This is a genomic window from Rhodoferax sp., from assembly GCF_028689295.1.
Classification (GTDB): Bacteria; Pseudomonadota; Gammaproteobacteria; order Burkholderiales; family Burkholderiaceae_C; genus Rhodoferax.
Map to the genome: position 1 here is coordinate 1 of NZ_JAQTWL010000041.1, position 6815 is coordinate 6815.

Sequence of the window (6815 nt, forward strand, 5' to 3'; positions counted from 1 at the left end):
GGCAAACCAAACAGTTGCTCAAGCGTATGTGTGATGCAGATGCCATTGTGCTAGTCGGGACTGGGAAGGCATCCGTTTATTTGCTGGGGCCTGCCCAAGCGGGTTGATTTTTCGGCTGAATCGGATGGTTCTGACAAATTTACGGGTGGTTTACGGGTGGTTTATGGGTGGTTTCGGTTGTGCAATCCGATAGCGCCTCAATGATGACACCCATTTCAATTCAGACATGCATTCATCCAAACCCTACCTCAGCGAAACCGAAGCCCCGGCGCGTGCCGAAGTGGATGCCCTGCCAGGCTTGACCCTGCTCGAATTCGGCACGAGCTGGTGCGGCCACTGTCGTGCGACCCAACCCGCGCTTGCCGAGGCGCTGTCACAACATGCGCAGTGGTATCACATCAAAGTTGAAGACGGGCCTGGCCGCGCGCTTGGGCGGAGCTTTCGCGTCAAGCTTTGGCCCACGCTGGTGCTGCTGCGTGACGGACAGGAAGTCGCACGCCTGGTGCGCCCCACGCAAACAGCTGACATTTCAGCCGCTTTGAGCGCCGCGTGATGGCGCTGAGGGAGGGACTGTTGGTTGACGGGCGCAGCTTTGGGCCAGGAGCGGTCGGTAGTCAATGACTGCACTTGAGAGCCAAGTCGTGGGATGATCTCGTTTATCGAGTATCGTCAAAGGGTCGAAGCTTTAACCATAGAGCCAAATCCCCGGCGGGGACTATCAATAGCGGAAATAACCGTATAGTGGAGGAATCTATTTTGCATACGATCAATCACGCCATCGTTCATAAACTGCACAAAGAGAAACACGGCAAAGCCAGTGTGACAGAGAGATCAGCGGCACTCCCTATCACTGCCCCTGTCGAAAAACTCATTCTTGCAATTCATGACTTGTATGCGGGAAAAGCCAGTAAAGGCTATGGACGCTTTGAAGCTGATGAAATCAACTACCCGTCAGCGGCCATTCTGCGGAACAGCTTCAAGGATAAAACGACCAGTTTTCTAGACGCTTCAAAACTTCTGATGGGGGTGCTCGCGACCAAGGCCAGTGCAGCGGCACTTGCCACTGGCGGGTATGTGCTCATGTCTCAGGTCACGAATGCAGCCAACGTATCCTGGTTCATTGTTGCGATCATCAACAACGTCGATGGCAGCGTGATTGACGACCAGACACTTGAGGTAATTGACGCTATGCACGTCGATCTTGAAAACCTACGGGTCGCAGGCCGCGTGAATCTGACCGACTGGGAAAAGGGCGACGAAGACATCCGATATGTCGGATTCTTAAAGCAGCGTGGTGAGGTGGCTGATTACTTCAAACTTTTCCTTGGCTGTGATGAACTGATTGCCGACACCGAGGAGACCAAGAAGCTGGTCGCGGCATTGAAGAAATTCGCCAAGGGGCAAGGACTTGAACAAAAGGCGGAAGAAGACTTTTTGCAATCAGCTTTTAGCTACTGCGATGAGCGAAACAAGAACGATGAACCACTGAGCCTGGAAGCGTTATCCAATGCGGTTTGGCCCAATGAGCCGAAGAAGTTGCAGGATGCTTTTGTCGAGGGTGACGTACAAATTTCAGATGGTTTCGTTCCTGATGGCCGTAGTATCAAGGCACTCATGCGTATGAAGTACAAGACGCAGTACTGGAGCATCGACATTGATCGTCACGCCCTCTCTCAAGGCTACGCTGAGTACAGCCAGAAGAAGGGAACGCTCACTCTGCTCAACTTGCCAGATGCACTAAAGGCCGAGCTCGCCACCGAGACAGGCGATGACGACTAAGGTAATTTGGCCTGATTTGGTTCAGGTTGTCCGAGGTCTCCAAAACCGCCAAGAAGGCCCTCCGGTTCGGGGGAGTTTTGCCATCAGAACGGAGGATGACCTCCGCGCACTGAACGCCTGCCTGTCTGAGCCACGCGATACCCATTGCACACTTTCCAACGATGAAAGTCCTGGCACGCTTACGATTGGGCAGTCTGTCGAACTCTCCATTTCACCTCGACTTGGATTCGGACTGCTTAAGCACGATATTGGAAGTTTGCTGGCAGACACACGCAAAGCGCGGATAAAGGAACCATCGTTTTTCTTGATGGCCGATGGAGTTTCCAGCACGGATGTTGTCGGTGATGAGCATCTTGTCAGCAGATATCGTGCGGTCCTTCAATTCATTCAACTGCTTAAACGGGCAGCAGCATTCCTGGACTCGGATGAACCATCACTTGTATTCATTAAAGATGGCAAATTTGAGTTGCCGATTGAATACGATGCAGATGACCTCGAAAGACTTCCTCTTCCCGTTATTCGCGATCTTCTGAAAGTGCTGCCAGAAGGGACGCACGAGAAGCAATGCGCCTCCATACTGGCAGAAGCCGTGATATCCCTGACGGAGCACCTTGCCAGCCATCAAAGATTCAAGCATTTGCTGACCAATGCCAGCGAACTGAAAAAGCAGTTTGAGCAGGGCTATCAACTCTTTGCCGCCGGATTTTCGTATGAAAAGGTCCGCGACCAAGTTGAGGCTGCGCGCGTGGAATACAGCGGAAAAATCCACAAGGTATTTGCTGATATCCAGAACCAACTGCTTGGCATACCTGTTGCCACGATCATCGTGGCCACACAGATGAAGGATGTCAAGGCCGTAGGTTACGAATTCTGGGTAAACACCGCAGTTTTGGTCGGTTGCTGGGTGTTTTCTATTCTCATGATTTTTTTGCTGCACAACCAGTCACACACACTTGGAGTGCTTCGTGACGAGATTGATCGGCAAAAACGGCAACTCACAAAAGAATACTCGGCCGTGGCGGACTCATTCACCGATACATTTCGCTACCTAGCAAAAAGAGCGTTGACGCAGCGAGTGATTCTTTGGACTATTGACGGCTTTGTTGTCTTAGGCTTGGTGCTTTCGCACGCGGTTTATCTGAAACTGACACCACCTGCACGCGATTGTGCTGTCTCGTGGGTGCCTCTGCTTGCACGATGGTTCTAGGCGCCAACTGAATACAAGGTCACCCAAAGGGTAATACATCTAGCATTCCCAGTTCTCTTGCCGAACAGGCAAAAGATTCAGCTCATCCTTGAGTTACCGCCAATTAGGCGTGAAAACTCCATATTAGAGGTATTCCGGTGATTTCCTGGCGAGGTCTGTGTTTAGACGAATACTACGCTAGGCAGAATTGCAACTGCACTGTCTTGTTTTCAAGCTATTTCCGAAGTCCACAAATGACGGCTCTCGGGCGCTGAATTCGTGGGCCGTTAAGACCGCTATGGATGGCTGCCAGCGGGCAGTTGAAAGCCGAGTGCCCCATTTCTGAACGCAAGGTTCAAAGTCAGCCCAACCCCAGCCGCCACATGTGCTCCACCTCACCGACACGCGCACCACATCCCTCCGCAAGCCACCATGCGGCGGCTCGCACAGGGCTGGTGTGCCAGGGCTGCCCGACCGATCAGGCGGCCTTGCGCTCCCCACGGCGCGCGGCGTGCTGGTTCTCCGGGCGGGCCAGTGCCAGATTCTCCCGCAGGGTCTTGCCTTCGTACTCCGTGCGGAACAGGCCACGGCGTTGCAGCTCGGGAATCACCAGGTCCACAAAATCATCCAGGCTGGCGGGCAGCACCGGGGGCAGCACGTTGAAGCCATCCGCCGCACCGTTTTCAAACCACAGCTGCAGTTGGTCGGCGATCTGGGTCGGTGTACCGACAATCGTCCAGTGGCCGCGGGCGGTGGCTACCCACTGGTAGAGCTGGCGGATGCTGAAACTGTGTTTGTGGGCAATGTCCACCATCATCTGCGCCCGGCTGACCCAGCCCTCGGTCTTGGGCAGATCGGGGAACGGGCCGTCCAGCGGGTATGTCGACAAGTCGATACCGCCGGAGAGTCCGGCCAGCAGGGTCAGGCCTTCTTCGGGGCGAATCAGGTCGTTGAGCTGCTGCAACTTGGCCTGGGCCTCGGCTTCGGTCTTGCCGACATAGACCGACACGCCGGGCATGATGCGCAGTTCATCGGCTGAGCGTCCGTACTTGGCCAGACGACCTTTCAGGTTGCGGTAAAAAGCCTGGGCATCTTCCAGCGATTGCTGGGCGGTGAACACCACTTCAGCGGTGCGTGCGGCCAGCTCCAGACCGGGCTCGGACTGACCGGCTTGCACGATCACCGGGTAGCCTTGCGGTGGGCGAGCCACGTTGAGCGCACCGGCCACCGAGAAATGTTGGCCCTTGTGCTGTGGTGGGTGCACCTTGGCCGGGTCGAAGTATTGGCCGCTGGCCTTGTCGCGGATAAAGGCATCGTCTTCCCAGCTGTCCCACAGCGCTTTGACGGTGTCGACAAACTCTTCGGCGCGGTCGTAACGCTCCACCGGTGTCAATTGTTTGTCGCGGCCAAAGTTGCGTGCGGTCTCGTCGCCAATGGTGGTGACCACATTCCAACCCGCCCGACCGGCGCTGAGGTAGTCCAGCGAGGCGTATTTACGCGCCAGGCTGTAGGGCTCTTCGTAGGTGGTGGACGCGGTGGCGATAAAACCGATGTGGGTAGTGACCTGCGACAGCGCAGAAAACAAGGTCACGGGTTCAAAATCCGTCGCCTTGGCGCTGCCGCCACCGCCCAACAGGCCACCAAAATTGGCGGCCAAACCGTCGGCCAGAAAGAAGGCATCAAACAGACCGCGCTCGGCGGTTTGGGCCAGACGCTTGTAATGCTCAAAATTCAGCGGCCCGCTGGCGTTGGCATCCGGGTGCCGCCAGGCGGCCACGTGTTGTCCGGCACCGGGGAGGAAGGCGCCAAGGCGGAGTTTCTTGCTCATGGTGAAGGTCCTTTCAGTGAGGGAAAGTCAGGCGGGGTCAGAGCTTGGCAATCGACACTTCGGTCGACTTGACCAATGCCACCACCTCGGAGCCGACTTTCAGGTCAAGATCACGCACCGAGCGGCTGGTGATGACCGAGGTGACGATGCCCCAGGGGGTTTCGACATCGACCTCGGACACCACGTCGCCGGTGATGATTTCCTTGACCTTGCCGCGGAATTGGTTGCGCACGTTGATGGCTTGAATGGACATGGGGTTCTCCTTGAAAAGTCCGTTGGAAAAAGTAGAAGGGATCAGACCGCCCAGCGCACACCGTGAAACGGCAGGCCGGGCCAGCGGGGTTCGCCCTCAACCGGGTGGCTGAAGGATTCGCGCTCGGGCGCGGCGGGTTTTTGCAACACCCGCTCCAGAATGCGTTTTTCCAGCGCGGCAAAAGTCGCATCACCTTGCGAGCGCGGGCGGGGCAGGTGGATGACTTCATCGAGTGCAATGCGCCCGTCTTCGATCAGGATCACGCGGTCGGCCAGCGCCACGGCTTCCTGCACGTCGTGTGTCACCAGCAAGGCGGTGAAGCCGCTGGCTTGCCACAGGTCTTCAATCAGCCGGTGCATCTCGATGCGGGTCAGGGCATCAAGCGCACCCAGCGGCTCATCCAGCAACAGCAAGCGCGGGTTGTGCACCAGGGCGCGGGCCAAAGAGACGCGCTGGCGCTGGCCGCCAGACAGGCGCGCCGGCCAGTCGTTGGCGCGGTCTGCCAGGCCGACCTGTGCCAGCACCTTGAGTGCATCCCCACGCCGCTCCTTGGGCAGGCCCAGCGCCACGTTGTCAATGACGCGCTTCCACGGCAGCAGGCGCGCGTCCTGAAACATGATGCGGGTGTCGCTGGAGAGGCCCGTCAGCAGCTGGTCGTTGATGCGGACATGGCCTGCGCTGGCCGTCTCCAGCCCGGCCACCAGCCGCAACAGCGTGCTCTTGCCGCAGCCGCTGCGCCCCACAATGGCGATGAACTGGCCCGGCTCGACACGCAGCTGGGTATTGCGCAGCACCTCGCGCTCACCAAAGCGTTTGCTCAAGCCTTGCAGCACCAGCGGTTCACCACGGCGCTGCAAGGCCACGGGAGGGGTGTGTGCGACCGGCTCAGCCTGAGCGGCCGGATTGCCCTGTTGATCGAAATTTATAGTCATATTGGCCTCTAGCCCAGATAAAACCTGCGTCAGCAGCTACAAAATTGATAGTAAATGAATCACCCTTGGTAGCCCGGATGCCAGCGCAGCCAGTAGCGCTCCAGCGCCTTGGCAAACACATCGGCCAGCTTGCCCAAGGCGGCGTAGAGCAGGATGCCCACCAGCACGATGTCGGTCTGCAAAAACTCACGGGCGTTCATGGTCAGGTAGCCAATGCCGGCCTGCGCCGAGATGGTCTCGGCCACGATCAGAATCACCCACATCAGCCCGAGCGAAAAGCGCAAGCCCACCAGAATGCTGGACAAGGCCCCCGGCAACACGATCTGGCTGTAGAGCTGCCAGCGGTTCAGGCCGTAGGTGCGGCCCATCTCGATCAGGCCGGGGTCCACCCCGCGGATGCCGTGAAAGGTGTTGAGGTAGATCGGGAAGAAGACGGAGACCGCGATCAAAAACAGCTTGGCCGTCTCGTCAATGCCAAACCACAGAATCACCAGCGGAATCAGCGCCAGCGCGGGGATGTTGCGCACCATCTGGATGCTGGAGTCCAGCAGCGTCTCGGCAATGCGCGACGAGCCGGTCAGCAGGCCCAGCAGCAGCCCCAGGCCGCCGCCCACCGCCAGCCCGGTCAGGGCACGCCCGGCACTCACCTGCACATGGGTCCAAAGTTCGCCCGAGGCGGCCAGCGTCCAGAACGCGGTCACCACCTCCAGCGGCGCAGGCAACACGCGGGTGGACAGCCAGCCCAGGCGCGATGCCATCTGCCACAGCGCGATCAGGATCAGCGGCACCAGCCAGGGCAGCAGGCGTTGCCACACGGCCTTCAACGCGCTGACCACT

General features: G+C 58.0%; 7 protein-coding genes. 3 read left to right on the forward strand and 4 right to left on the reverse strand.

Annotated features, from left to right (window positions below; genetic code table 11):
• Positions 1-226: 226 nt before the first annotated feature.
• The 3 genes from PHF15_RS16235 (at position 227) to PHF15_RS16245 (ending at position 2986) form a co-directional block, all read left to right on the forward strand.
• Entirely contained in the window at positions 227-553 is a 327-nt protein-coding gene (locus PHF15_RS16235; RefSeq protein WP_300122801.1) for a thioredoxin family protein, read from the forward strand.
• Positions 554-756: 203 nt separating this feature from the next.
• Positions 757-1779, forward strand: coding sequence for a nucleoid-associated protein (locus tag PHF15_RS16240; RefSeq protein ID WP_300122803.1), 1023 nt, complete (start codon positions 757-759; stop codon positions 1777-1779).
• The gene (locus PHF15_RS16245; protein ID WP_300122805.1) at positions 1769-2986 is read left to right on the forward strand and encodes a hypothetical protein; all 1218 of its coding nucleotides are present in this window, start codon (positions 1769-1771) and stop codon (positions 2984-2986) included. The genes PHF15_RS16240 and PHF15_RS16245 overlap by 11 nt, the downstream gene beginning before the upstream one ends.
• A gap of 457 nt (positions 2987-3443) precedes the next feature.
• Here PHF15_RS16245 and PHF15_RS16250 read toward each other — a convergent pair whose 3' ends face one another.
• The 4 genes from PHF15_RS16250 to ssuC are packed head-to-tail and all read right to left on the reverse strand — an operon-like array spanning position 3444 to position 6814.
• On the reverse strand, positions 3444-4793 hold the full coding sequence (locus PHF15_RS16250) for an LLM class flavin-dependent oxidoreductase (protein ID WP_300122808.1): 1350 nt from the start codon (positions 4791-4793) through the stop codon (positions 3444-3446).
• A gap of 37 nt (positions 4794-4830) precedes the next feature.
• A complete protein-coding gene (locus tag PHF15_RS16255) occupies positions 4831-5046 on the reverse strand; it encodes a TOBE domain-containing protein (protein WP_300122811.1) in 216 nt (71 codons plus the stop codon).
• Between the two features lie 41 nt (positions 5047-5087).
• Complete coding sequence (locus PHF15_RS16260) at positions 5088-5978, reverse strand: ATP-binding cassette domain-containing protein (RefSeq protein ID WP_300122814.1); 891 nt, start codon at positions 5976-5978, stop codon at positions 5088-5090.
• 59 nt (positions 5979-6037) lie between these two features.
• Complete coding sequence (ssuC, locus tag PHF15_RS16265) at positions 6038-6814, reverse strand: aliphatic sulfonate ABC transporter permease SsuC (protein WP_300122817.1); 777 nt, start codon at positions 6812-6814, stop codon at positions 6038-6040.
• Position 6815: the final 1 nt, after the last annotated feature.